The following is a 21,366-nucleotide window of genomic DNA, read 5'->3' as shown; positions in this document are numbered from 1 at the left end:
CCTGCCCGGTGGTGCCGCCGGTGTACAGCAGCGCGGCCATGGCGTCCGGATCGGTCGGCTCGAGGGGACCTTCGTCGCCGGCCGTGAGGTCCGCGAAGCTCAGTACCGGCGGCGACCCGACCGGGCGGCCGGCCCGGGCCGCCGGGTCGGAACCGGGCGGGTCGGAACCGGGCGGGTCGGCCACGACGATCAGTGCCCGCACCTGCGGGCAGTCGCTCGCCACCGCGCGGACCTTGGCCAGGAAGTCCGGGGTCGTGAGGACGAACCGGGCGCCGCTGTCGACGAGCACGTGACGCAGCTCGGCCTCGTCGAGCAGGAACAGCGTCGGCGTCACCACCCCGCCGGCCCGCCACACCCCGTGGTAGGCGATGCCGACCTCCGGGCAGTTCGCCATGTGGACGACCACCCGGTCGCCGGCGACGAGCCCCGCGCCACGCAGGCCGGCGCTGAATCGGCAGGACCGGGCGAACCGGGCCGCGGCGGACTCGACGCGCCCCTCGAAGATCATCTCCTCGGTGCCGCCCGTGCGTTCCACGGCGAGCTCCGCGAGCCCGCCCAGGCTGATCCCGATCGGCCTGTGGCCGGCTGCGCTCGCCATCCGCACGTCGCCTTCCTCCTGCGCGTCGGCGAACCGGCGAATCCGACCCGCTTGCACATGAGAAGCATCTCACCTCAGCCCGTGCTCAGAGGTCCGCTCACCACACCCGCGATTCAACCCAGAGAACAAGTAAAGGCACGAAAGGTGAGACAAATGACAGGGTGCACACCTCAGGTAACCGGGGCGGCGCGTGGTCCCTCACGGTCCGTCGGACCGACCCGCCGGGCAGAACGCCGGCCAGGCGGTCCACGATGGGGACCGGCTCGGCCGGTGGATCGCCCGCCCGTGCCGGAGTCGTCGGTCCCCTGGACGGAGGTGCAGATGGGCTCGTCCCTCGAAGAACCCACGGCGTGGCGGAACTGGGCGGGCAACGAGACCGCGCAGGCGGTTCGCCTCGCCCGGCCCCGCACCGCCGAGGAGGCGTCGGCAGTGGTGATCGCCGCAGTGCGGGACGACCGGCGGGTCCGGGCCGCCGGCGCCGGCCACGCGATGAACGCGATCGGCCGGCCGGACGAGGGCGGCGTGCAGGTCGCGCTGAACCGCTGCGCCGATCTGGTCGCGCTCGACGGTGGCAGCGGGCTGGTGACGGTGCGCGGCGGGATGACCCTGCGCCGGCTGAACCGGCTGCTCGCCGAGGCCGGGCTCGCCCTGACCAACCAGGGTCACGGCGAGCAGGCCACGATCGCCGGGGCGATCGCCACCGGAACCCACGGCACGGGCGCCCGCTACGGCAGCCTGTCCACGCAGGTGCGGGCGCTGGAAGTGGTGCTCGCCGACGGCAAGGTGGTCACCTGCTCGCGGGGGGAGCGCCCCGAGCTGTTCGCCGCCGCCCGCCTCGGCCTCGGCGCCCTCGGCGTCGTGACCTCGGTGACGCTGCAGGCCGTACCCCTGTTCGCCCTGCACGTGCGGGAGAGCCGGCTGCCGTTGGCCGAGGTGCTCGACGGCTACGACGCGCTCGTCGAGCAGGCCGACCATGTCCGTTTCACCTGGTTCCCGCACACCACGACCGCGCTGGTCCGCTGGGATGACCGTCACCCGCTCGACGACGGGCTCGACCTTCCGTCCCGGCGGCGCCACCGGCCCGATGGCGGGCCGGTGGCCGGCGGCGTCTTCGGGGCGCTGATGGTGGCCGCCCGGCGCCTGCCGGCCGCGGACCGGCCCGCCGCCCAGCTCGCCGCCCGCATCGGCGGCCAGGCGGGTGCTGCGCTGGCGGGCGGTCAGCTGCCCGGCGATCTCTCCTACCGGGTGTTCACCGCGGGCGCCCCGGCGATCCGGTACAAGGAGATCGAGTACGCCGTCCCCCGGGCCGAGCTGGCCGCGGCCATGGGCGAGCTCGCCGCCGCCGTGACCCGATCCAGGGTGCGCACCGCTTTTCCCGTCGAGGTGCGCTGCGCGGCCGCCGACGAGATCCCGCTGTCCCCCGCCTTCGGCCGCGACACCGCCTACATCGCCGTGCGCACCGACCGGCGCGGCGTGCACGGGGACTACTTCGGCCTCGCCGAGCAGATCATGCTGGCGGCCGGCGGGCGGCCCCACTGGGGCACCCTGCACACGCTGGCCGCGGCGCAGCTACGCGACCGCTACCCCCGCTTCGACGACTTCCTGGCCGTCCGCGAATCCGTCGACCCGGCCGGCGTGTTCGCCAACGCCCACCTCGACCGCGTCCTCGGCCGCGTCCTCGGCCGCCCCACGGCCGCTCCGCACCTCGACGCAGCCGGCTGAACCTCCATGTCTTCAGCAGACTGCCATGTCTTCAGCAGACTGCGGTCCTCCCCTTGCGCCTCACACCCGTGAACGCATCACGACATAAGGCCGGCGATCGCCTGCTTGATGTCCTCCTCCATGGCGCGCCAGGCAGACAGCCTCCGCACCGGCCCATCAATGTCCAAGCGGTCCAACAGGACCTTCCGCCGCTCGTTGAACGCCTTCAGCTCCCTCAGGTGTCGGCGCCCCGTAGTCTCACTCGCGTCCAGGAGTGCCTTTCGCAGGATCCCCTTGGGGTCCGCCCTTCTCTCAACCTCGTGGAGACCCGGAAGTGAAAGCGGAGTCCGTCCGCCAGGCCGTCCTACTACTCGACGAATCTCCGATTCGCTCCGCAGGAGCCACGCCTCCAGCGCTCGTACAGGAATAACGGGGACGACTGGCATCTGGCTCCCCGCCTGAACTGCGGCGGCGGCGATCTCGGCCCGACGGGCATCCCCGCTCGGCATGTCCGCATCTCGGTGAATGAAGACAGGATCTGTTCGCGAGCCGCCCTCCATCAGGTTGATCAGGCGCCCGGTCAACGGCCCCGGGTCAGGGAGGATGGCGCCCTGCGCTTCAAGCGCGCCTGCCCGCACGACAAGCGTCCGAAGATGCGGGAGTAGCCCCTCGTCAGAAGTTCTCTCCCGAAAATAGACAAAACTAATCTTGGCGCGCGTCGAGATCACCTTCCACCATCAAAGTCAAGCGTCAGCTGTGCATTTGGCCTCGATTGAAGATAATCGGTTATTGCACTTTTCGAAACGGTCAGATCGGTATCCCTGGCTCGCCAGGTAGCAGTCAACGGAGTCAGGCGCACCGTGACGACTGGCAGGCCATTGCGCAGGATTGTCGTCGGCAGCGCAAGCAGCAGATCACTTGCTCTCTGGTACTGCACAAAAAAGGCGAGTGAGTGTTGACTGCAAGAGCGCCTGCCGTGATCCTGGGGATCATGATGTACGCAATCGTGACGGCCGGGGCCGTCCTCCTGGGCCTCGCCGGCTGACTGTGGGGACCCGACACCCGCGACGGGCTGGACTGGGCCCGCCGCAACGCCGGGATCAGCCCGGGCAGCGGCTTCGGACCGGGGGGCTCAGGCGGAGTCGGCCCGGATCGCGGTTCCGTGAGCCGGGCCCGCCGCCGCACCGCCCCGGGCCGGAGCGGGCTCGTCCTCCCCGTCGGCGACGTCCTCGCCGAGGTACGCCTGGCGAACCCGGTCGTCGGCGAGCAGGCCGGCGGCCGTGTCCGCGAGGACGACACGGCCGGTCTCCAGCACGTACCCGCGCCCGGCGATCCGCAGCGCCGAGGCCGCGTTCTGCTCGACGAGCAGCACCGCGACCCCCTCCCGGTTGATCTCGGCGATCACCTGGAAGATGGTCTGGACGATCATCGGGGCCAGCCCCATCGACGGCTCGTCGAGCAGGATCAGCCGCGGCCGGCTCATCAGCGCCCGGCCGATCGCGAGCATCTGCTGCTCGCCACCTGACAGCGTGCCGCCCGCCTGGCCGATCCGCTCCGCCAGCCGCGGGAACAGCGCGACGACCCGTTCCAGGTCCGCCCGCGCATGCCGGCGATCATGGTACGCGCCCATCAGCAGGTTCTCGCGGACGCTCATGCTGGGGAAAACCCGCCGCCCCTCGGGCACGTGGCTGACGCCGGCGCCGACGAGGCCGTGCGCGGGGATGGACGACAGCGGCCGCCCATCGAGGTGCACCTCGCCGGAACGGGGCCGCAGCAGGCCGGAGATCGTCCGCAGGGTCGTCGTCTTGCCGGCGCCGTTGGCGCCGAGCAGGGTGACGATCTCGCCCTCGGCGACCTGGAGGCTGACCCCGCGCAGGGCGGTCACCGCGCCGTAGGCAACCTCGACGTCGCTCAGTGTCAGCAGCATCAGCGCACGTCCTTCCGCGTGGCGGCGCCGGGCCCGGCCGGGACGTCGGCTCCGTCGGCATCGCCACCAGTGTCGTCGGCGACGCCGAGGTACGCCTCGATGACCGCCGGATCACGCTGGACCTCCCCCGGCGTGCCGTGGGCGATCACCCGGCCGAAGTTGAGCACGACCACCGAGGTCGCCACGGACATCACCAGTCGCATGTCGTGCTCGATGAGCAGCACGGACACCCCGGTGCCGGCGATGCGGGTGATCAGCCCGGCGAGGTCCCGCTTCTCCGCCGGGTTCGTGCCGGCGGCCGGCTCGTCGAGCAGCAGGAGGCTGGGCCCGGTGCCCAGGGCTCGGGCGATCTCCAGCCGGCGCTGCTCGCCGTACGGCAGCGAGGCGGCCAGCTCATGCGTGCGGTGGGACAGTCCGACCAGGTCGAGCAGGCTCAGCGCCTGGCGCACCCCGTCGCGCTCGGCGCGCCGGGCGTGCGGCAGGCCCAGGATCGCGCCGACCGGCCCGTACCGCTGCCGCACCTCGGTGCCGATCTGCACGTTCTCCAGGGCCGACAGGGCGGGGAACAGCCGGATGTTCTGGAAGGTGCGGGCCACCCCGAGCCGGGTGATCGCATGCGGGCGGCGGCCGACGAGCTCGGTCGGGCGGTCAGCTTGCGGCCAGAAGGTGACCGAGCCCTGCTGCGGCCGGTACGCGCCGGTCAGGCAGTTGAACAACGACGTCTTGCCGGCCCCGTTCGGGCCGATCACCGCGAGGATCTCCCCGCGGCGCTGGCGTAGCGAGACACCGTCGAGGCTGGTCACCCCGCCGAAGCGCAGCGCCAGGTCGCGGGCCTCGACGACCAGCTCGCCGGGCACGGTCTCGTCGGCACGCGGGCGGCGGGCGCCGGGCACCCCCGAGCGGTGGGCACCGGCCCGGCTCACTGCTGCCCTCCCGTCGGCGCGACGCCGAGGGAATCGGCGGCGCCGATGCCCTCCTCCGCGAGCTGGATCTCGCGGCGGCGGCGGCGTGACGGCACGAGTCCCTGCGGGCGGAAGATCATCATAATCACGATGACGGCCCCGAAGTAGATGTAGCGGTCCGCGGGCGGCACCTTGTCCCGCAGGTAGAAGGCGAGTCCCTGCAGGACGACGGCGCCGACCACGACGCCGAGCCGCGATCCCATCCCGCCGAAGATGACCACCGCGACGACGAAGAACGACGCCTGCAGGCTGAAGCTCTGCGGGTTGAAGAACTGCTTGGAGGCGAACAGCACGCCGGCGAAGCCCGACACCGACGCGCCGATCGCGAAGGCGAGCAGCTTCATCCGCAGCGTCGCCACCCCGGTCGCCTCGGCGGCGATCTCGTCCTCGCGGATGGCGGCCCAGGACCGGCCGATCCGGGACCGTTCCAGCCGACCGAAGGCGATCATCACCCCGACGACGATGACAACCAGCAGGTAGTAGTACGGCAGCGGGTCGATGCCCCACTTGTAGTCGATGCCGAGCAGGTCGATCGACAGGTGCGGCACGCCGAAGGCGCCGCGGGCGCCGTTGGTGATGTTGTCGGCGTTGTTCGCCACCAGGTGGATGATCTCACCGAAGCCAAGGGTGACGATCGCCAGGTAGTCCCCGCGCAGCCGCAGCGTCGGCGCGCCGAGGATGACCCCGGCGAGCGCGGCGAGGACGAGCGCGATCGGGAAGACGAAGAACGGGTTGAGCACGAACGGCGCGTGCCACGGCATGGCGGTCTGCGAGGTGAAGTAGGCCGTCGTGTAGGCGCCGATGGCGAAGAACGCGATGTAGCCGAGGTCGAGCAGGCCGGCGTAGCCGACGACGACGTTGAGGCCGAGCGCGAGCAGCGCGTAGATGCCGATGTCGTTGACCATCGACTGCTGGGCGGCGGTCGAGACGACCAGAGGCGCGACGATCGCGATGGCGAGCAGCACCAGGTTCAGCACGATCGGGCCGCCGCGGCGACCGTAGGCCGCGCCGATCGGCGCACGTACCGGGGCGCTCACCCGCTCGAGGGCGCCACGCAGCTCGGCGCCGAGCACCAGCACCACCCACAGCGCGACGGCGAGTCCCAGGTAGAGCACGATCCGGACGTCGGCAATCGAGTCCTTCGCGGCCTGCAGCGGCTTGTCGGAGTTACCCGTCGGGCCGGTGACGATCGCGGCGAGCACGCCGACCAGCAGGAGCACCCCGAGCTGGCGCAGCCGGGCCGGGGTGAACAGCACCGCCGGGTGCCACCCGGGCCGGGCCGGGCCACCGGCGGAGCCGGACGAACCGGCGGAGCCGGAAGCGTCGACGGAGCCGGGTGGATTCCCGCTGGTTCGCAGCGGCACGGTGGCGGCACCGCCCGGGCCGGGCTGGCCGCCGGGGCCGGGCTGACCGGCGGGAGGCGCGCTCATGCCGCTCGCCCCAGCCGCTCGCCGAGCAGGCCGGACGGTCTGATCATCAGGATCGCCACCAGGACGAGGAAGGCGATGACGTCCTTGTAGGACGCCTGGAACAGGTAGCCACCATAGCTCTCGACCAGGCCGAGCAGCAGGCCGCCGAGCATCGCGCCGCGCACGTTTCCGATGCCGCCGAGAACCGCGGCGGTGAACGCCTTCACCCCGGGGACGAATCCCATGCTGTAGGAGGCGTTGAACGTCATCGCATAGAGGAAGCCGCCGGCGCCGGCGAGCAGGCCACCGATGACGAACGTGACAATGATGATGCGCTCGACGTTCACGCCCATCAGGACGGCAGTGTCGGCGTCCTGGGCGACGGCCCGGATGCCCTGGCCTAGGCGGGTGCCGGCGACGAGGCGGTCCAGGCCGATGAGCATCGCGACGGCGACGGCGAAGATGACCAGTGACTGGGTGGAGACGTCGGCGCCGAAGAACGAGAAGACCGTGCCGTTGTGGAACAGGTCGGGCAGGTCGACGTTCTGCCGGCCGAACTCCTTGCCGGCCAGGTTGACGGCGAACAGCGACGCCCCGATTGCGCTGATCAGGTAGGCCAGCCGGGGCGCGGAGCGCCGCCGCAGCGGACGGTAGGCCACGCGTTCGAGGGTGAACGCCGCGAGCCCCCCGCAGATCGCGCCGACCCCGAGACCGACGGCCACCAGCCCCACGGACGCCAGGCCCCCGGGCACCGATCCGTCGTCGGGCAGCAGGCCGCGGGCGGCGAACAGGCCGCCGAAGGATCCCAGCATGAACACCTCGCTGTGGGCGAAGTTGATGAGCTGGAGAACCCCGTACACGAGCGTGTACCCGAGTGCTATGACCGCGTACAGCGAGCCGACCATCAGTCCGTCGATGGTCAGCTGCCAGAACTGGTCGAGGAAACCCATACGTGTGCCTCGTTCGTCGCGTGGCTCGTTCGCCTGGCAGAAGTGCGTTTGGGTGGTGGATGCCCGTTCCGGTGACAGATGTTCGCTCCGGCGACAGATCGCCTTTCCTGTGACGGAAAGACTGTTTTGCCACGCGGGTTTTCGCCCGACGTGGCGGGCGGTGGCCGGATGTGTACTCACCCGGCCACCGCTCGCACCGACATCAGGACTTGATCAGATCCGCAGTGTTCCCGAGAACGGCGATCGCGCCATTCTTGACCTGGTAGACGAACACGTTGGAACCCTTGACCTCGCCGCTGGGCTCGAAGGCGACGGTCTTCGTGATGCCCTGGAAGTTCACGCTGCCGAAGGCTCCCGCGACCGACTCCCGGCTGACGTCCGTGCCGAGCTTCTTGAACACGTCCGCGAGCGCGAGCGTGGCGTCGTACGCCTCACCGGAGTAGGTACCCGGCTTCGCGCCCTTGTTGACCTTCTTGAAGGAGGCGACGAACGAGGCGGCCTTCGGGTCGGTGTTCGCGTCACCGCAGGGGCAGGTGAGGTAGGTGCCCTCGGCCGCGGCGGCGCCGGCCTGCGCGACGTACTGCGGGTCGAGCGAGCCGTCCCCGCTGGCGATCTTGCCGAGGAAGTGCTTGTCCTTGAGCGCCTTGGACAGCAGGGCGAGCTCGGCGTAGTAGCCGGAGTAGTACAGGACGTCCGGCGCCGCGGCGATGATCTTCGTGGCCTCGGAGGTGTAGTCCTTGGTCGGGTTGATCCCGTCGTGGGTGACGTCGACGCCCTTGGCCTTGAGCTCGGGCTCCAGGGCACCGGACAGGCCGGTGCCGTACTCGCTCTTGTCGTCCAGCGAGTAGACCTTCTTCGCCTGCAGGACAGTGGCCACGTAGTCGGCGGCGGCCTTGCCCTGCACGGTGTCCGGCGCAATGACCCGGTAGAAGGTCTTGAAGCCCAGCGTGGTCAACGCCGGGTTGGTCGCGGACGGGCTCACCGACAGCAGGCCGGCCTGGGTGTAGGCGGGCTCGCTGGCCTTGGTGGCGCCGGAGAACATCGGGCCGACGACCGCGACGACCTTGGAGTCGTCGATCAGCTTCTGCGCGGCCGTGGGCCCCTGGTCCGGGGAGCCGCCGTCGTCGGACTCGACGAGCTTGAGCTGGAACGGCGAACTCGTGTCCGCGTTCACCTCCGCGATCGCGGTCCGTACACCATAAAGGGCGTTCAGTCCGAGCTGCTGATTGTCACCCGAGAGAACACCCTGGAATCCGATGGTGATCGTTTTCTTTCCGTCTGCGGAAGAACCACCGTCGCTGTCGCTCCCACAGGCCGCGGCTGTCAACGTCACGGCCGCGGCGAGGGCTATCGCTCCCAGGAGCGGGCGCCTACGCATGCATTTCCTCCTCCGGTCCGCCGATCGCGAGCCCCATGCCACGACCGACCCAGCTACGAGCTATCCCCCGGCGCCACCGACGTCGGGCCGGCGCGCCACCGCATAGAGGATGACGCGCCCCTCCGCGCCAGCCCCGACCGCCCCCCGGAAAACGCACCCGGACCGGCGGATGATCGGCCGACCGCCACGCGCTCTCCGCTGAGATGGCGGAAACCTAGTCCCCTGAGCAGATCGGCCGAAAGTACTCATACCAGGTTGTTACCTCGACGACACCAAAGTGGTGTCCAGGCGACCTGGCGTTAACAAAGCTTGACCGTCGCCGTCCAGCCGCAACGTCGCAAGTGCCGGGCCGAAACCGGGCGGGCCGCAACCGGTCAAGGCCGAGGTCACCGCGGTGCCGCCCAGGCCGCCGGGCTGGTGCCCAGCGGCGCGGGCGGCGAGACCCATCGCGGGGCAACCCCGGCGACGGTCGCCGCGGGTCGGATATACGACAGCTCGCCGAACTCGCTGGTCAGGCAGGTGCGGTAGGCCGCAACATCATCCGCCGTCGGGTCGGGATGGGCGAGGGTGTCGTGGTGACCGAGGCCCTGCAGCCACCGCCCGGTCCGAGCCAGGGAGACCCGCACGTGCCAGCTCCCGCCCTCGCTCGCCCGCCGAGCGAGCGCGTCGAGCACCCCGAACGCGGCGAGATAGCCGGTGCCGTGGTCGAGCGCCTGCGCGGGCAGCGGCTGCGGGCTCGACGCGCCAGCCGCCTCGGCCGTGGCGACGGCGATCCCCGAGGCGGTCTGGACCAGACTGTCGAAGCCGCGCAGCCCGCTCCACGGCCCCTGGCGCCCGTAGGCGCTGATGCTGGCGTAGACGATGCCCGGTCGCATCCGGGCGACGGCGTCCGGGCCGAACCCGAGCCGGTCCAGCGCGCTCGGCCGGTAGGCCTGCAGGACCACGTCCGCCGACGCGATCAACTCCCGCAGCCGGCGGGCGTCGGCGGCGATCCGCAGGTTGAGGAACGCGTTGCGCTTGCCGAACCCCGTGTCGACCAGCAGGCTGTGCACCTCCGGCAGGTGGGCGGCGCCGACCCGCAGCACGTCCGCGCCGTAGGCGGCGAGCGTGCGCCCGGCGATGGGACCGGCGATGACCCGGGTCAGGTCCAGCACCCGCAGGCCGGCGGCCGGGGTCTCCGTCGGCGCGAACCGGGCCGGTGGGGCGTCGCCGAGCCGGCTCACCTCGATCAGGGGCAGGTCGGCCAGTGCCCCGGCCTGCCGGTGCTCGGCCCACTGCGGCTCCGACCGCGCCATGCTGGCGCACAGCCCCATGGCCTGCAGCTCCAACTCCAGCGGGGCGGCGTCCACGCGCAGGATCACCCGTTCGACGGCGGCCCGGTCGTTCGGCGCCCCGAGCAGGTCCAGCACCCCGTTGCGGTGGTGCGGGAAGTTGCAGTGAAGCTGGATCCAACGGCCGTCGGCCGTGGGGTAGTAGCCCGAGATCGGGTCCCACGGGCCCGGCGGTGCCTTCCCGTCGATGCGCAGGTGGCGCTCGCTACGGAAGGCGGCGCCGGCGTGCCGGGTGTCGACGGTGATGTCCGGTTGCCCACCGCCGGCGCGGGCGGCCAGCAGTCTCCCGGCTCCGACCGCCGCGGCCGCCACCGAGGCGGTCGCGACCGTCGTCACCCGGTAGAGGCTGGGCAGGACGTCGGCCGGGCCGGTGACGGTCAACCGGTCCGCAATGTCAGGCTCCCCCACCAGTGACGCAACCTCATCGACGATCTTCGCGACCTGCGACATGTCCCCATCCGTGTCACCCGTGCGCACACTCCGCGCCGGCTCTGGCGGCGCGCCCCCGGCCAGCAGCTGGGACGTGACCGGCCCCGCACGTAGAGAGCCGGCTACGAGCACGAAACGATCACTCAAATCGCAGAGTGCGTAGAATGTTACTTTGCGCATCAGGGGAGTTGCGGGTCTCGGGCTCGCCTTCGGGAGGTTCGGCGCCCATTCTGAACACGTGCGGCGTACTTTCGCCATGACGTGGTGCCGCCGTACCGCCCGATCGGGTGGTCATCGGCGGCCGGGGAGGCGCCCGTGGGTGCGAAGCCCTCGCTGTACGAGGTGCTGGGCGTACCGCCCGATGCCACCGCGGACCAGATCCGCCATGCCTACCGGGCTGCGGCGCGGCGCACCCACCCCGACACCGGCGGCTCCGCACCGGCCTTCGCCCAGGTCAACGTCGCCTACCGAGTCCTCGGCGACCCCGGCCTGCGCCGCCGCTACGACCTGCGGCTCGCCGACTCGGGCCGGCCACGTGCCGCCGGACCGAGCCATCCCCCGACCGGGTCGCGCCATCCCCAGGCTGAGCCGTATCCCCCCGGTGGCCGTCGTCGTTGCGGGCCGTCCCCGCCTGCCGCCCGACCCGAACAATCGCGACCGTCCGGGACCCCAGGACTGACCGCATCGCAACGCGGGGGCATGCGCGGGGAGCGATCGCAATCACGCCCCGGTTTCCCCCGGCGCTGGTCAGCCGGGCAGGCGCACCCGCAGGGAGCCGACCGGGCGCCCGCCGCCGAGCACCGGCGGCGCCCCGAGCAGGGCAAGCTGCGCCAGATCGAGCTCCGTGTGCCCCGGGATGTCCGCTCCGGGCAGCGCGCCCAGGCGGTTCAGCGCGGCCAGCGCGACGGGGATACCCGCCCGTCCGTTTCCATCCGCGATCTTGATGGCGACAGTGTGCCCGTCGAGCGTCGCGACCAGGGTGACGCCCTCGGCGCCGTTCTTCGCCAGCACGCCGGGCGCGGCCCGCATCAGGTCGGTGTCGGGGCGCCCGACCCCACCGACCAGCTCCGGATGGGCTCGCATGGCATCGACGACCCGCCGCTCCGGGCTGCCCGGCGCCGCCTGCACCATCGCCCGCAGCCCGCGGGCGAGCCCGGTGAGCGAGAACGCGAACAGCGGCGCGCCGCAGCCGTCCACCGTCGTGCCGGCGATCTCCTCGCCGGTCAGCTCCTCGATCGTGTGACGGATCGCCTGCTGCAGCGGATGGTCCGGCTCGGTGTAGTTCGTCACCGGCCAGCCGGCAGCCACGCAGCAGGCGATCATCCCGGCGTGTTTGCCCGAGCAGTTCATCAGGACCGGCTCCGCGCGCCCGCCGGCACGCAGGTGGGCCTCGGCCGCGGCCGTGCCCAACGGCAGATCGGCAGTGCATCGCAGGGCGTCCGCGGAGTACCCGGCCACTGAGAGGATCTCCAGTACCCGGGCCAGGTGCGCCGGCTCGCCACTGTGCGAGCTCGCGACCACGGCCAGCAGGTCACTCGGGATGTTCCGGCTCAAAAAGACCCCGTCGAGACCGGCACGCAGCATCGCGACGGCCTGGAGAGGCTTGACCGCCGAACGGGGGAACACCGGTTTGTCGGGCGCGCCCACCCGCAGGGCGACGGCACCGTCGCGGCCGAGACCCACCACGGTGCCGTGATGCAGGCTCTCGACGAACGGGGCGCCACTGCGCAACCCCCGGACTACCTCGGCGACCACCTGCGGACCCTCCGGCGGCTCCATGGCTGTCAGGGTACGACGGCGCTCTCGCCGGTGCGGGCGCCATGCCGCATCTCCCACATCCGGCGAAAAGCCCGGTCCCGGCGCCGGCCCGGGTCTCCTCGCCGGCCCGGCCCCGCCCGCGGCCGCCGCTCCGGAGGAGCCGGACCGCTACCCGGACATGGCCGGGCGACATACCCTGGTGAGGTGCCTGCTTACGACTACCGCTGCCGGGTGTGCGACGCTTCCTTCGAGGTCCGTCGGAGCATCACCGAGTCCACCCCGACCGATGGGGTGAGCTGCCCCTCCGGCCATGCCGAGACCTCACGGGTCTTCTCTGCGGTGGCCGTCAGCCGCGGCACCGCCGCGCCGGCGATGGCGGCGCCGGTGGGCGGCGGCGGAGCGTGTTGCGGGGGCGGTTGCTGCAGCTGACGCCTCTGACGATGCCCGGGCCGTCGTCACCGTCCGAGTGGCTGCGCGGCGACCAGGCCGGTTTCGGCGGCTGCGGCCGCAGCGTCACTGCTGGCGGCTACCAGCCCCACGGGTCTTCGCCGGCCCACGGGATGCCCGGCTGCGAGGACCTACGTCCACCTGGCGATCCCGCTGGCCGCCCGATGCCGCCGCCCGGTCCTCGATCAGCCGCCGGTGCAGGAGCCGCAGCGTCTCGTCCCGTTCGGTCTGGTTCAGGCCGGAGACGAGGGTCTGCAACAGGCCGCCCGATCCGGGTTTCTGGTCACGGTTGCCGAGCCCACGCATACCCATGAACTCACTCCTACCCACGGGTGTGCTGCGTCACGCGGCACCCGCCCAGAACCCCCCGGGCAAGGCGAGACCCGCGCGCGCCGCGCGGTCGGGCCAGTGCTCGGGCCGCGGCACCCCTCCGGAACCGCCGGATCAGTCCGGCGCCCCCGGACGAGCAGGCCGCCCGCCCGAGGCCGCACTGCGCTTCGGGTGATCGGCCGGCCGCCGGTCCGCCCGGGACACACTCGCCGCGCCGAATCCCCCCGGTGCCCGCGCCGCCTGTCCTGCCCGCGCCGCCCGGCCGTAGGTGCGCAGGACACGGCGGTCGAAGGCGGGCGGCCCGAAAATTATGATCCAGGCGACCCCGAGTGCCCACAGGCCGGCGAGGGCTCCGAAGGCCAGAACCCCGAAAGCGCCCAGGATTGCGAAGACCACGAGAAGCGCGACGCTCGCGACCAGGCCCCAGCCGATCAACCGGCCGGGACTGATCGGCTCCGCCGGTCCCCGCCGAGCAGCGGGCGGGCGGGCCGGCGCGGCCGCGCGGCGCGCAGCCGGCCGAGCAGCCCGGGTCGAGGTGGGCGCCGGTTCCCGGGGCACGGAGCCGCCTGAGGTAGCTGTGCGCGGCCGTCGATCCAGCACGGTGCGTCCCATGGCTGCTGTCTGCCCCCATGGTGCAGACGTCATGCAATCGACCTCATGACACCTGCCACATTCTCCTGCCGCCCAGCGGTTTCGCATCTGGCGGCGTTGCGGCGGCGGCGCCGCCAGACACATCGGACAGCGGAGGCGACGGCCGCTCCGGCGCCCCCGCGAAGCGATCTGGAGCGCCGATGCTCACAGCCCGGTTCCGGGCCGGTCGAAATCCGTCAGCGCCGCCGCGCCTCAGCTACGCCCCCGCTCGCAGCTCCCGCCACAGCTCGCCGACGGAGGTGAACTGGACGCCGGACGCCGCCGCCGCGACCTCCTCGACGACCCGGTCCGGGGCGTGCTGATAGCGGAGATGGTCGATGATCTCCTCCCGTTCCGCGGGAAAGACCGCCCGGCCGAGCCAGCGGGCAAGCTCGGAACGGTCCTCGACGTCGGCCAGCGTCATGCCGGCCGACGCGCCGGCCCGGGACTGGGCGGGGTCCGGGAACTGCGCATCGCCGGGCAGCTCGTCCGTCGGTTCGACGGAGCGCCATTCCTCCGCCCGGGTGTCCCGGCCGCTGCGCACGAACCCGGAGACCTCGTGCGCCATGGCGTCATCGCGCCACGGTCCGTGCTTGGAGCTTCCCCGATCCACTGCCATGTCTCGTTCCTTCCTCCGTCGCCGCCCGCGGGCGGCGGTGGGTGGTCGAGAGTGCGACGACCAGGCGGGTGACGGCACGTGGGAGATGCGGTCACCCCGCTCGTCCTGCCGGATCCGCGTCGCGCAGGGGATGTGCACGCTGGGGCACGAAGCAAACCCCCGGCCGGGTCGCACGGATCGCGCGGTTCGCGCGGATGGACCGCCTGCCCCGAATGGACGATCCGGGGGCACCACAAGTGGGCCAGCGATACGGACGGGAGATGGTCCGATTGGGTCAGGATCCTGGTAGTCCGCAGTGGTCGGTGGTGTGCCCCGCACGGGGATCGGATGGCCCGGCCGTGCGCACCCGGAAGAGGGAGAAAGCCCCGATGGGGCCATCGGCGGCGCAGGTGGTACGCCCGGACGGACCATGCCTCCGCGGGTGGCCCACGCGGGCGGCGGCTGTCTGGGCGATGGGCCCGATCAGGCGGGTACTCCCCGCCCACATCGGCTCGAGCAACCCAGGAGTGCATCCCCCACCTGGGCCACGGGGATACCCTCGCTCGGACTATTCGGGCCCGGAAGCCAGGTCCGTGAGCGTGCGGATGGTCATGCCGATCATTGTGGCCGCAGGTCGGTGGGTCGACGATCGGGCGACGGAGGACCGGCCGCCATGGGACCTCCGAGCAGCGGTCACAGTCCCGTCGGAGCCGCGAGATCGACCTCCGGCGCCGGCGATGGCGCCGCCATCCGCACTCCCTCGACGGCCGCCCCCACGCCTACGGCATAGATCGCGCAGGGCCTTCCGAGCACCGGTCGGGCGACATTGCGGACCGGCACTCCGCCCGCTGTCGACCCGCGTTCCGAGCCTGCATGAGCGTGCCCGTGCAAGGCGAGGCCAGCGCCGCCGGCATCCATCGCCTCGGCGAGATGATAGCTGCCGAGAAAGGGATAGATTTCGGCCCGCTCGCCGATCAGGGTGTCCGGAACCGGGGCGTAATGGGTCAAAGCAATACGAAAGTCGCAGTCCAGTGCATCCAGCGCATGCTGGAGCCTCGCGGCGGCCTCCTTCGTATGCCGGACGAAGGCCTTCATCAGCGGTTCACCGAAGTCCGATCCGCTCGCGCCGGCAAAGCCGCCGCCGAATCCCTTGACCCCGGCGACCCCGAGGCGCTCGCCGTCGACATCCACCACCGTCGAGGTGCCTTCCAGCACCGTCACGCCGGCGCCGGTCAGGATGCCGGCGATCTCGCGCTCGGCATCGCCGTGATAGTCGTGGTTGCCGAGCACGGCGATGACCGGCAGCGGCGCACCCGCCACCTCCGCCGCGACGACCTCGGCCTCGGCAGGCAGCCCGTGCTGGGTGAGGTCACCCGCCAACAGCAGCACGTCCGCGCGCCCGGCGAGGCCGCGGACGACCGGTCCGAAGGTGCCGCCGCTGTCCGCTCCCAGATGGATGTCGCCGACGGCGGCGATGCGCATCATGAAATGGTCTCCACGCTCGCGGGTTCGTCGGCCACCGTGGCGCGGCCGGTGACGGTGACCTCGTTGCGGACTGGCCGACCGGGAGCGGCCTCGGCCAGCACGTCCGCGACCGCCCGGCGACGGACGTCGGTGGCGACCTCACCCTCGACGAGGATGCGCCCGTCAGCGACCACCACCTCGAGGCCGAGCTCCGCGACCCGCGGGTCCTCGGCGAGGCGGTCGTGCAGCTCCCCCGCCAGGTACTCGTCGGCCTCGGCCAGGTCCATCTCAGCCTGGTCACCAGGGGGCGACGCGGTGACGGTGGTGACGGCGGTGACGGCCTCGGGCTGCCCGGGGTCGGTGCCTGGCTCGACCGTGTTCTGCCGGTCGTGCGCGCCCCCGCGTTGCACCGTCGGTCTCCTGTGGTTGCCGGCCGCTTTGCTGCCTTCCAAACAATTGCCCTGCGTCGAGCGGCCCTCAGCCCTGCCGCCTTTTGCTCCGCCGGCGCGTTGCACCGGGTCACCTTCCGTCCCGTCGGTGCGTTCCGCCGCTGCGGAAAGCTCAATCTCGCCGGGCCTGGCGGCGATCGGGACGGAGTCGGCCGGCGGAATGAGATTGAGCCGGGCGGCAACCAGCAACGCGGCCTCGGCGAAGGGCGAAGCGGCGGTGGACCGGCGGACCTGGTCCCAGTCGACCTGCTCGCGCATCGCCCGAATCATCGGCAGGACCCGGGTCAGATCGCAGTAGCGCTCCTCCAGAGCCAGCAGGGTCATCTCGAACCAGTCCGTGGCGTCAAGGACGGGCATCCGAACCGAGTCCACCGACATCTCGCTGGACCGTTCCAACATCTGCCGGGTGACCGCGCGACCGACCGGATGGTGGATGAGATCGACGAGCACCTCGCCGTCGAACACCTTGGTGAGCCAGTCCTCCGGCGGGTCCACGGGACGCAGACCGCTCGCCGCCAGAACCTCCACCGCCCGCGGCACGTCCTCTTCCCGCAGCATGAAATCCACGTCGTGAACGGGCTCGGGGCCACCACGGGCCCAGCACGCGTAGCTCCCTCCCAGGGCGAACGGGATGTCCGCCTCCTTCAGGGTCACGGCAACCCGTTTCAGACTCTCCCGCAGACCTCTGGGCGCATCCTCCATACCGCAGCCCGTACCCGCCTGTGCCCTGTGATGCACCTCGCGCGGGGGGCCGGGTAGTTGCGGGTGTCCCTGTCGCGATCCCGACATCCCCGAACGGCTACCCCAAAGCGGTGACAAGACTACTACGCAAGTGCCGGGATGTCCGGCTATCCGTAGTTATAATTTCACTACATGCCACGGGAGTTACGGCTTCGACGTCGGAGCGCCACCTGATTCTCACACCCTGGCGACAACGAGCGTCGGCATGAGCGATGATGACCTTTGCGGCGAACTCGTCGGCCGCCCACTTCGACACCGGATTGGAAGCGAACCCTGAACGCGCGCACACGATCCGACCAGTTGCCCAGGGGTGTCGGTGAAGACACCGGCGTGCTGGAACATCCCGGCGAGCGCCTACCGGGGCAACGCGGCACCGAGCCGGCCACCCTGCCCACCCAGCCGGCCGAGCCGGCCGAGCCGGCCAGCACCAGCGGCGTGGTGGACATGTCCAGCCATCCAGGCCAGCTGGCCCGCCGGCTGCAGCAGGTGACCTACCAGCTATGGACCACGACCGTCTCCACCGAGACCACCCCACCGCAGTTCGTGGTCCTCAACAGTCTCCTCGCCGATCCTGACATCGATCAGCGCACGCTCGGTGAACGGGCGTCGCTCGACCGATCCACGGTCGCCGATGTGGTGGCGAGGCTCGTCCAGAGAGGTCTCATCCGTCGGGTCCGCGACCCGCGTGACGGCCGCCGCAACGTGCTACGGCTGACCAAACGAGGCGAGTCGACCCACGGCCAGGTGGCGGACCGCATCGAACAGATGAACGACAAGCTACTCGCCCCCCTGTCCCGGGAGGAACAGGGCACGCTGCTCTCCATGCTGACGCGGATCGTCGACCAGGGCGGCCCGCGCTAGCACGAGCGCTACTCATCGTTTACATTCGGTAACGTTAGGACGTCAATTCGATCCGACCGGCACCGAGGACGATGCAGCGACTCCGTCGGCCCGACGCGCGGCGTCGTCCCCGATCACCTGGCGCCCCGCTCCCGGGCCTGTCCGCACTTCGGCGACTCGCTGTCGTCGGGCTCGCCAGCCTCGCGGTCGGCACCGTCGGCATCACCGCCTCGTCCCCGCTCCACGGGCGCGAGGCCGCCCGGCCCGCCAGTTCCCTCCCGGCGGGCCGTCCCGACCGCGGTGAGCCCGACGGCGGTCCACGCTCCGCCGACCCTGACCGGCCCGCCGATCGCGACCTGCCCGGCGGGGTCCCGTCGCACGGCATTCGGCCGGGCCGGACCCGGCCGAATGGGGCCAGTGCCTCGTTCGGTCCCGAGGCCACGTCCATCACCCTCGTCGCGGTGGGCGAGATCGATCTGTCTCGGGCTGTCGACCCACGGGTAGCCCTGGCGGCCCTGCGTGGCTACGGCACCGCAGCCGATCTCGCCCTCTGCCGGCTGGCGGCGCCCCTACCCGCGTCCCCCGATGACCCAGACAGCCCCGACGCCCCAGGCGCCCGTCCCGAGGGCGGGGATGCCGCCGCCGCACTCGCCGACGCCGGCTTCGACCGCTGCGACACCGATGGCGTCGATCCTCCCGGCAGCGCGGCGGCACGACGCACCCGGACGGCCCTCGACCGCGCGGGCATCGCCGTGTCCGTTCCATCGGATGGCGGCACCCGGACACAGATCGCGACCGACACGGTCCGGGGCACGAGGATCGCCCTGCTGTCCTACCTCGACTCCGCCGCCACGGCTGCCACGGCCGGTCTCACCGCCGAGCGGATCGGGCGGGACGCCGCCCGCGCCCGCGCCGACGGCGCCGATCTTGTCGTCGCGCAGCTCGCCTGGGGCCGGGCCGGCCAGCAGGCCGTGACGCCGCACCAGCGCGACCTGGCTCGCGCGCTGCTCACCTCATCCGACGTGGACCTGATTCTCGGCAGCGGCGGCGGGAGCCCGCTGCCGATCGAGCGGATCGCCGGCCGCTACGTCGCCTACGACCTGGGCACCCTGATCGCCGCGCAGGCAGCCGGCGACCGCGCGGGCGCCACCGAGGCCGGATCGGCGAACGGCGGGGAATCCACGGCGCCGGGCCGCGACGGCGTGGTGCTGACCATCCAGGTCCGACACACGGCCCTGGGCTGGACGGTGGCCGGGCTCACGTACACCCCGACCTGGACGGATCCTTCCGGTGCCGCCGGCTGGCCGATCGCCGACAGGCTGGACGACCGCGGCACGCCCGCGCCGGGCCGGGCCCTGTTGAACGCCTCCTGGCAGCGCACCGTCGCAGCCGTCGGGGCGCTCGGCTCGACCGACGGGGTCCGGGTCGACCGGGTTCCTCGCGATCCGCCACCGGGCCGTCCCGGCGGGCCCGCCGGGCCGCCGGAACCCGGCCAGGCGGGCGGCGTCGATCCGAGGGGATGAGGATATAGATCAAACCTAGTGCAATTAGCGTGTCTTCCCCATCGACCCGATACTGTCAGCGCTGCGGCAGCGGTGTGACGCCACGCCGTCCACCCAGGTAGCCGTTCCGAGGAGGAGACACGTGACATCGCCTGACACCGCGGCCCTGGTGCTCCGGGTCATCGTGGGTCTCACTCTGGTCGCCCATGGCTACAACCACGTCTGGGGGCCGGGCGGGATCAAGGGCACGGCCGGCTGGTTCCAGAGCATGGGTCTGCGCCCCGGCATCGTGCACGCCTGGGTCTCCGGTCTCGTCGAGCTCGCCGCGGGATTCGGGCTGGTCTTCGGCTTCCTCACCCCGTTCAGCGCCGGCGGCATCATCGGCACGATGGTCGTCGCGGGCATCACGGCGCACCGTAACAACGGCTTCTTCATCTTCAAGCCGGGCCAGGGTTACGAGTACGTCCTGATGATCGCGGCCGTGTGCGCGGCGATCGGCATCCTCGGCCCCGGCAAGGCGTCGCTGGACCACGCGATCGGCATCGAGCTCGACGGCTGGGCCGGCGGCCTGATCGCGATCCTGCTCGGCGTCGGTGGGGCCGCGCTGCTGCTGGCGACCGCCTGGCGCCCGGAGCGCAAGCCGGCCGAGTCGGCCGGCGCCTGAGCCCGTCACCCGGAACCTGCCGCCGGGCGCGGCACGGGGAACGCGCCAGGGCGAAGAGTGTGCTCATACTGACCTACGTGCCTACGAACTCCGACAGTGGACAGCTGGCCCCGGCGACGTCCGGCCCGTCCCTGCGCATCCCCAGCGGCGGGCTGACTCTCGCCGCGGACACCTACGGCGACGACACCGACCCTCCGGTGGTCTTACTCCACGGCGGCGGCCAGACCCGTCACTCCTGGCGGCGCACCGGCCGCCGGCTCGGCGCCGAAGGGTGGTTCGCCCTCACGGTGGACCTGCGCGGCCACGGTGACTCCGGCTGGTCCCCCGAGGGCGACTACGCCCTCGACGCCTTTGCCGACGACGTGCTCGCCCTGCGCCGCGCCCTCGGCCGGCCGCCGGTGTTCATCGGCGCCTCGCTGGGCGGGATTGCCTCGCTCGCCGCGATCGGCCGTGACCCCGACGTCGCGCGCGGCCTGGTCCTCGTCGACGTGTCGCCGTTCCTGCAGCCCCGGGGCACCGGACGGATCATGGAGTTCATGCGGGGCGCGCCGGACGGCTTCGCCTCGGTGGAGGACGCCGCCGACGCGGTCGCCGCCTACCTGCCACACCGGGAACGCCCGCGCGACCCCGCCGGGCTTCGCAAGAACCTCCGCTTCGTGGACGGGCGCTGGTACTGGCACTGGGATCCGGCGTTCGTCTTCCCGCCGGAGGGCCACGACCCGCGGCTGCGGCTACGCACGCCGCTGGAGGAGCTGTCCGCCATCGTGACGAGGCTGCGGATCCCGACCATGCTCGTGCGGGGCGGCCAGTCCGACGTGCTCAGCGAGGACGACGCTCGCCGGTTCCTCGACCTCGCCCCGCACGCGGAGTACTGCGACGTCGCCGGGGCGCACCACATGGTGGCCGGCGACGACAACGCCGTCTTCGACGTGCGGATCCTCGACTTCCTCCAGCGCCGGATCCGCCCCCGCCTGGTCCTGGGAGCCGCCGGCTGACCCGTCACCAGGCCACGCCGGTCGAGGACGGCGGGCCGCCCTCGATCGCCGGTCTGCTGCTCGCGGCCGGGGCGGGGCGGCGGATGGGGCGCGCCAAGGCGCTGGTGGAGCTCGGCGGCGAGACCCTCGCCGCGCGGGGCGTCCGGCTGCTCGCCGCCGGCGGGTGCGCGCCGGTCCTGATCGTCGTCGGCGCCGCCGCGGACCAGGTCGGCGCAGCCGTGGCCGATCTCGCCGCCGAGGACCGTGGGCCGACAGCCCCGACA

General features: G+C 72.0%; 21 protein-coding genes and 1 pseudogene. 8 read left to right on the top strand and 14 right to left on the bottom strand.

Annotated features, from left to right (window positions below):
* Nucleotides 1-598: AMP-binding protein (locus tag NBZ85_RS09275; RefSeq protein ID WP_261561790.1), on the bottom strand; the 598-nt coding region annotated here is incomplete at its 3' end.
* 285 nt (nt 599-883) lie between these two features.
* On the opposite strand from NBZ85_RS09275, the gene NBZ85_RS09270 reads away from it, so the two are divergent.
* A complete protein-coding gene (locus NBZ85_RS09270; RefSeq protein ID WP_261561788.1) occupies nt 884-2,320 on the top strand; it encodes a D-arabinono-1,4-lactone oxidase in 1,437 nt (478 codons plus the stop codon).
* A gap of 77 nt (nt 2,321-2,397) precedes the next feature.
* Here NBZ85_RS09270 and NBZ85_RS09265 read toward each other — a convergent pair whose 3' ends face one another.
* From NBZ85_RS09265 to NBZ85_RS09235, 7 genes are all read right to left on the bottom strand, one after another.
* Nucleotides 2,398-3,027 carry a hypothetical protein gene (locus NBZ85_RS09265; RefSeq protein WP_261556817.1) on the bottom strand — a complete coding sequence of 210 codons (630 nt, stop codon included), beginning with the start codon at nt 3,025-3,027 and terminating at the stop codon, nt 2,398-2,400.
* 404 nt (nt 3,028-3,431) lie between these two features.
* Nucleotides 3,432-4,226: an ABC transporter ATP-binding protein gene (locus tag NBZ85_RS09260; RefSeq protein ID WP_261556816.1), complete on the bottom strand. Its 795-nt coding sequence runs from the start codon at nt 4,224-4,226 to the stop codon at nt 3,432-3,434.
* On the bottom strand, nt 4,226-5,149 hold the full coding sequence (locus NBZ85_RS09255) for an ABC transporter ATP-binding protein (RefSeq protein WP_372517734.1): 924 nt from the start codon (nt 5,147-5,149) through the stop codon (nt 4,226-4,228). The genes NBZ85_RS09260 and NBZ85_RS09255 overlap by 1 nt, the downstream gene beginning before the upstream one ends.
* Nucleotides 5,146-6,618, bottom strand: coding sequence for a branched-chain amino acid ABC transporter permease (locus tag NBZ85_RS09250; protein WP_261556815.1), 1,473 nt, complete (start codon nt 6,616-6,618; stop codon nt 5,146-5,148). The genes NBZ85_RS09255 and NBZ85_RS09250 overlap by 4 nt, the downstream gene beginning before the upstream one ends.
* Nucleotides 6,615-7,547: a branched-chain amino acid ABC transporter permease gene (locus NBZ85_RS09245; RefSeq protein WP_261556814.1), complete on the bottom strand. Its 933-nt coding sequence runs from the start codon at nt 7,545-7,547 to the stop codon at nt 6,615-6,617. Before NBZ85_RS09245 ends, NBZ85_RS09250 begins: the two co-directional genes overlap by 4 nt.
* A gap of 202 nt (nt 7,548-7,749) precedes the next feature.
* Complete coding sequence (locus NBZ85_RS09240) at nt 7,750-8,925, bottom strand: branched-chain amino acid ABC transporter substrate-binding protein (RefSeq protein ID WP_261556813.1); 1,176 nt, start codon at nt 8,923-8,925, stop codon at nt 7,750-7,752.
* Between the two features lie 386 nt (nt 8,926-9,311).
* On the bottom strand, nt 9,312-10,706 hold the full coding sequence (locus NBZ85_RS09235) for a CoA transferase (protein WP_261556812.1): 1,395 nt from the start codon (nt 10,704-10,706) through the stop codon (nt 9,312-9,314).
* 240 nt (nt 10,707-10,946) lie between these two features.
* Here NBZ85_RS09235 and NBZ85_RS32620 point away from each other — a divergent pair.
* Nucleotides 10,947-11,180: pseudogene (locus NBZ85_RS32620) on the top strand (J domain-containing protein); the annotation flags it as partial.
* A gap of 252 nt (nt 11,181-11,432) precedes the next feature.
* Here the strand turns inward: NBZ85_RS32620 and NBZ85_RS09225 are convergent.
* A complete protein-coding gene (locus NBZ85_RS09225; RefSeq protein ID WP_261558639.1) occupies nt 11,433-12,464 on the bottom strand; it encodes an asparaginase in 1,032 nt (343 codons plus the stop codon).
* A gap of 183 nt (nt 12,465-12,647) precedes the next feature.
* Here NBZ85_RS09225 and NBZ85_RS09220 point away from each other — a divergent pair, with 183 nt between their 5' ends.
* Nucleotides 12,648-12,872 (top strand): FmdB family zinc ribbon protein, encoded by a 225-nt coding sequence (locus NBZ85_RS09220; protein ID WP_261558638.1) that lies wholly within the window; start codon nt 12,648-12,650, stop codon nt 12,870-12,872.
* An 84-nt stretch (nt 12,873-12,956) separates the two neighbouring features.
* Here the strand turns inward: NBZ85_RS09220 and NBZ85_RS09215 are convergent, their stop codons facing one another.
* The 5 genes from NBZ85_RS09215 to NBZ85_RS09195 all read right to left on the bottom strand — a co-directional run bounded on the left by NBZ85_RS09215 (nt 12,957) and on the right by NBZ85_RS09195 (nt 17,015).
* Complete coding sequence (locus NBZ85_RS09215) at nt 12,957-13,202, bottom strand: hypothetical protein (RefSeq protein ID WP_261558637.1); 246 nt, start codon at nt 13,200-13,202, stop codon at nt 12,957-12,959.
* A 132-nt stretch (nt 13,203-13,334) separates the two neighbouring features.
* Nucleotides 13,335-13,865 (bottom strand): hypothetical protein, encoded by a 531-nt coding sequence (locus tag NBZ85_RS09210; RefSeq protein ID WP_261561787.1) that lies wholly within the window; start codon nt 13,863-13,865, stop codon nt 13,335-13,337.
* Between the two features lie 202 nt (nt 13,866-14,067).
* The gene (locus NBZ85_RS09205) at nt 14,068-14,469 is read right to left on the bottom strand and encodes a DUF2795 domain-containing protein (protein ID WP_261558635.1); all 402 of its coding nucleotides are present in this window, start codon (nt 14,467-14,469) and stop codon (nt 14,068-14,070) included.
* A gap of 672 nt (nt 14,470-15,141) precedes the next feature.
* A complete protein-coding gene (locus tag NBZ85_RS09200; protein WP_261558634.1) occupies nt 15,142-15,933 on the bottom strand; it encodes a metallophosphoesterase family protein in 792 nt (263 codons plus the stop codon).
* A complete protein-coding gene (locus NBZ85_RS09195; RefSeq protein ID WP_308205038.1) occupies nt 15,930-17,015 on the bottom strand; it encodes a BON domain-containing protein in 1,086 nt (361 codons plus the stop codon). The genes NBZ85_RS09200 and NBZ85_RS09195 overlap by 4 nt, the downstream gene beginning before the upstream one ends.
* 531 nt (nt 17,016-17,546) lie before the next feature.
* On the opposite strand from NBZ85_RS09195, the gene NBZ85_RS09190 reads away from it, so the two are divergent.
* The 5 genes from NBZ85_RS09190 to NBZ85_RS09170 form a co-directional block, all read left to right on the top strand.
* Nucleotides 17,547-17,963 carry a MarR family winged helix-turn-helix transcriptional regulator gene (locus NBZ85_RS09190; protein ID WP_035923139.1) on the top strand — a complete coding sequence of 139 codons (417 nt, stop codon included), beginning with the start codon at nt 17,547-17,549 and terminating at the stop codon, nt 17,961-17,963.
* A gap of 71 nt (nt 17,964-18,034) precedes the next feature.
* Nucleotides 18,035-19,465, top strand: a complete 1,431-nt coding sequence (locus NBZ85_RS09185) for a CapA family protein (protein WP_261558632.1) — start codon at nt 18,035-18,037, stop codon at nt 19,463-19,465.
* A gap of 121 nt (nt 19,466-19,586) precedes the next feature.
* On the top strand, nt 19,587-20,108 hold the full coding sequence (locus NBZ85_RS09180; RefSeq protein WP_261558631.1) for a DoxX family protein: 522 nt from the start codon (nt 19,587-19,589) through the stop codon (nt 20,106-20,108).
* Nucleotides 20,109-20,167: 59 nt separating this feature from the next.
* A complete protein-coding gene (locus tag NBZ85_RS09175; RefSeq protein WP_261558630.1) occupies nt 20,168-21,103 on the top strand; it encodes an alpha/beta fold hydrolase in 936 nt (311 codons plus the stop codon).
* Nucleotides 21,100-21,366 (top strand): NTP transferase domain-containing protein (locus NBZ85_RS09170; RefSeq protein ID WP_308205167.1); only part of this gene is annotated, 267 nt, incomplete at its 3' end. The genes NBZ85_RS09175 and NBZ85_RS09170, both read left to right, overlap by 4 nt.

This window comes from Frankia tisae (genome assembly GCF_025403405.1).
Classification (GTDB): Bacteria; Actinomycetota; Actinomycetes; order Frankiales; family Frankiaceae; genus Frankia; species Frankia tisai.
This window is presented reverse-complemented; position numbering and strand designations above follow the sequence as displayed.

What these genes read in the sequence shown, in the direction of transcription:
- NBZ85_RS09260 (WP_261556816.1), bottom strand. Translation starts at nt 4,226, where the DNA reads ATGCTGCTGACACTGAGCGACGTCGAGGTTGCCTACGGCGCGGTGACC.
- NBZ85_RS09250 (WP_261556815.1), bottom strand. Translation starts at nt 6,618, where the DNA reads ATGAGCGCGCCTCCCGCCGGTCAGCCCGGCCCCGGCGGCCAGCCCGGC.
- NBZ85_RS09245 (WP_261556814.1), bottom strand. Translation starts at nt 7,547, where the DNA reads ATGGGTTTCCTCGACCAGTTCTGGCAGCTGACCATCGACGGACTGATG.
- NBZ85_RS09240 (WP_261556813.1), bottom strand. Translation starts at nt 8,925, where the DNA reads ATGCGTAGGCGCCCGCTCCTGGGAGCGATAGCCCTCGCCGCGGCCGTG.
- NBZ85_RS09235 (WP_261556812.1), bottom strand. Translation starts at nt 10,706, where the DNA reads ATGTCGCAGGTCGCGAAGATCGTCGATGAGGTTGCGTCACTGGTGGGG.
- NBZ85_RS09225 (WP_261558639.1), bottom strand. Translation starts at nt 12,464, where the DNA reads ATGGAGCCGCCGGAGGGTCCGCAGGTGGTCGCCGAGGTAGTCCGGGGG.
- NBZ85_RS09215 (WP_261558637.1), bottom strand. Translation starts at nt 13,202, where the DNA reads ATGGGTATGCGTGGGCTCGGCAACCGTGACCAGAAACCCGGATCGGGC.
- NBZ85_RS09210 (WP_261561787.1), bottom strand. Translation starts at nt 13,865, where the DNA reads ATGACGTCTGCACCATGGGGGCAGACAGCAGCCATGGGACGCACCGTG.
- NBZ85_RS09205 (WP_261558635.1), bottom strand. Translation starts at nt 14,469, where the DNA reads ATGGCAGTGGATCGGGGAAGCTCCAAGCACGGACCGTGGCGCGATGAC.
- NBZ85_RS09200 (WP_261558634.1), bottom strand. Translation starts at nt 15,933, where the DNA reads ATGATGCGCATCGCCGCCGTCGGCGACATCCATCTGGGAGCGGACAGC.
- NBZ85_RS09190 (WP_035923139.1), top strand. Translation starts at nt 17,547, where the DNA reads ATGTCCAGCCATCCAGGCCAGCTGGCCCGCCGGCTGCAGCAGGTGACC.
- NBZ85_RS09185 (WP_261558632.1), top strand. Translation starts at nt 18,035, where the DNA reads ATGCAGCGACTCCGTCGGCCCGACGCGCGGCGTCGTCCCCGATCACCT.